The 2,245-nt window shown below is 69.3% G+C and carries 4 protein-coding genes; 3 read left to right on the top strand and 1 reads right to left on the bottom strand.

Going from position 1 to position 2,245, the window contains the following annotated elements; all coding sequences use genetic code 11:
- The 3 genes from IEY61_RS30775 to IEY61_RS30765 form a co-directional block, all read left to right on the top strand.
- Window positions 1-796, top strand: a 796-nt coding sequence (locus tag IEY61_RS30775) for an XRE family transcriptional regulator (protein ID WP_189050837.1), incomplete at its 5' end; no start/stop codon positions are given.
- A 2-nt stretch (window positions 797-798) separates the two neighbouring features.
- The gene (locus IEY61_RS30770) at window positions 799-999 is read left to right on the top strand and encodes a hypothetical protein (RefSeq protein ID WP_189050836.1); all 201 of its coding nucleotides are present in this window, start codon (window positions 799-801) and stop codon (window positions 997-999) included.
- A gap of 204 nt (window positions 1,000-1,203) precedes the next feature.
- On the top strand, window positions 1,204-1,536 hold the full coding sequence (locus IEY61_RS30765) for a hypothetical protein (RefSeq protein ID WP_189050834.1): 333 nt from the start codon (window positions 1,204-1,206) through the stop codon (window positions 1,534-1,536).
- Window positions 1,537-1,644: 108 nt separating this feature from the next.
- On the opposite strand, the gene IEY61_RS30760 is transcribed toward IEY61_RS30765, so the two are convergent.
- Window positions 1,645-2,103, bottom strand: a complete 459-nt coding sequence (locus IEY61_RS30760; RefSeq protein ID WP_229706647.1) for a lamin tail domain-containing protein — start codon at window positions 2,101-2,103, stop codon at window positions 1,645-1,647.
- Between the last annotated feature and the right edge of the window lie 142 nt (window positions 2,104-2,245).

Raw genomic sequence — 2,245 nt, 5'->3', positions numbered from 1 at the left:
GGTGGTCGAGCTGCTACCGAGCCTGCTGCGCGATGTGCAGCGCACCTATGCCCGGGATCCGACGGCTGGCCGGCTGGTGGTGGAGGCGTACCGGGTGACGGCGGCGTTGCTGGTGAAGCTGGACGAGACGGATCTGGCCTGGCTGGCCGTCGACCGGGCGATGGCTGCCGCGACGGGGGACCGGCTGCTGGTGGCGTGCGCGGCGGTGCAGCTCGGGCAGGTGTTGCGCTCGTCGGCGTGGATGCGGTCGGTGCTGCTGGCGGCGGCGTACCGGATCGCCCCACAGGATCTTGACGCCGGCTCCCGGCAGGAGTTGTCGCTGTGTGGGGCGTTGCTGGTGCAGGCGGCGTTGATCGCGGCCCGGTGCGGTGACGAACGTACGACCGGCGACCTGCTGGACGAGGCCGCCGAGATGGCGGCTCGGGTGGGCGACGGGCACGACCATCACCGGACCGCGTTCGGGCCGACCGCTGTCGAGCTGGCCCGGTGCGCTGCCGCCGTGGAGTGGGGCGACGGGTCGGCGGCGATCGCGCGGCACAAGCAGTCGATTCGGCGGGACGGGTGGCGGTTGCTGCCGGTGGAGCATCGGGCCGCGCACCTGGTCGACGCCGCTCGCGCCTATCTCCAGGCCGGCGATCCTGCCAATGCGGCTCGGGTGCTGCTGGACGCGGAGATCCTGGCACCGTATGAGGTGCGCCGCCGGCCGGCGGGCCGAGAGGTGCTCGCCGAGATCGCCCGTGATCCGAAGGCTCCGGCGATGATCGGTGAGCTGGCCCTCGGCCTCGGGTTGGTGTGAGCGTGACCGCGCCGTTCCTCTCCCTGGCCCAGATCCGCAACCGGCTGACCCTCGCCGCCCGGCACACCCTCCGCAACCCGGCTCGGCAGCAGGACCGATGCCCGACGTGCGGGGCTCCAGCGGCAGATGCTGAAGTACAGCAGCGGAGTACAGCAACCGGACCCGCCGAACCCGACCGCGACGAGCGCCAGCAGGCCGAATGACCTCGCATGACACCCGATCCGACCGGCCTGCCGACAGTTCGGGACGAAGAGGTCGTCGGTTCGAATCCGGCCACCCCGACCAGGTGCAACAGCGATTCAGGGCTGGTTCTCCGGTGACGGAGACCGGCCCTGATCCCGTTCCGGGCTGCCCGTCGACGTCTCCGCACGGTGCAGGTCGGCGCGGCGACCGGTAACCTCGGACGGGTGCGGATCATCGCGTTCCTGGCCGGCTTCATCGTCGTGCTGACCGCCGTCCTGCTGGTCACCCTGGCCGTGACGGCCGGTGCCCGACGCCGACGCCATGCTTCGCAGATGTCCGCCCGTTGGGCGGTGCGCCACTATGCCATACCGGGGCGCGGGCACACGGTCGTCGGGGTCGCCCTGACCGACGCGGATGGCCGGGTGCACAGCGAGCACGTGGTCGCCCGCATCCCGGACGACGCTCAGGACTGGCAGCGCGACTTCGTCGCCGCCCGGCAGGAGGCCGAGGAGCGCGCGTTCCACCTCAACATCGACCGCCCGCCGATCGGTGGTTGAAGTCGCCCCACACCCGGCCCGTCGAGTTGCTCAAAAGGCTCGGGCCCCCTTGTTAAGAGGGGGCCCTTCCTATGCAAAATCCGTTAACAAGGGGCCCTTCCTTACGCCTCAGCAGGTGGTGTAGCCCTTGCCCTTCTTGGTCCAGGCGCACTTGTCGATCAGCTTGCCGCTGGCGTTGCGCAGGTACGCGGTGTCGCCGGTGTTGTTCCAGACGTAGTTGCCCGAACCCCAGTAGCGGGTGCTGGCGGTGTTGGTGCCCTTGCCGGTGCGGATGACCAAGCTCTTGCCCTTGGCGAGGTTGACGTTGCCGGTGAACGTGTAGACGTGGTTGGCCTTGTCGCGCAGCGTCCAGTTCTTCAGGTTGATGGTGCGGGCGCGTCGGTTGGTCAGCTTCACGTACTCCGCGTTGAGGCTGGCCTTCGAGCGGTTGTCCACGCCCGGCGAGTCGTAGTAGACCTTCGTGATCTCGATGGCCGGGGTGGCGGCCTGCGCCGGAGCGGCCACCGCCAGCGAGCCGCCCACCGCTACGGCGAACGCAGCCACGATCCCGGCCAGTCTTCTCATCATCGGTGTTACCCCCACTGAGGTGATCTCAGCAAGGTTCGGCGGCCGGGTGGGGATGACACGGGCGTAACGTCCATACCGGACGGTGTTGGATGTGGGCGTGGAGCCATCGATAGACAGGTTCTTGCGACAGAATCCAGTCTTC

Source organism: Micromonospora sonchi (assembly GCF_014646235.1).
Taxonomy (GTDB): domain Bacteria; phylum Actinomycetota; class Actinomycetes; order Mycobacteriales; family Micromonosporaceae; genus Micromonospora; species Micromonospora sonchi.
This window is presented reverse-complemented; position numbering and strand designations above follow the sequence as displayed.

What these genes read in the sequence shown, in the direction of transcription:
- IEY61_RS30760 (WP_229706647.1), bottom strand. Translation starts at nt 2,103, where the DNA reads ATGATGAGAAGACTGGCCGGGATCGTGGCTGCGTTCGCCGTAGCGGTG.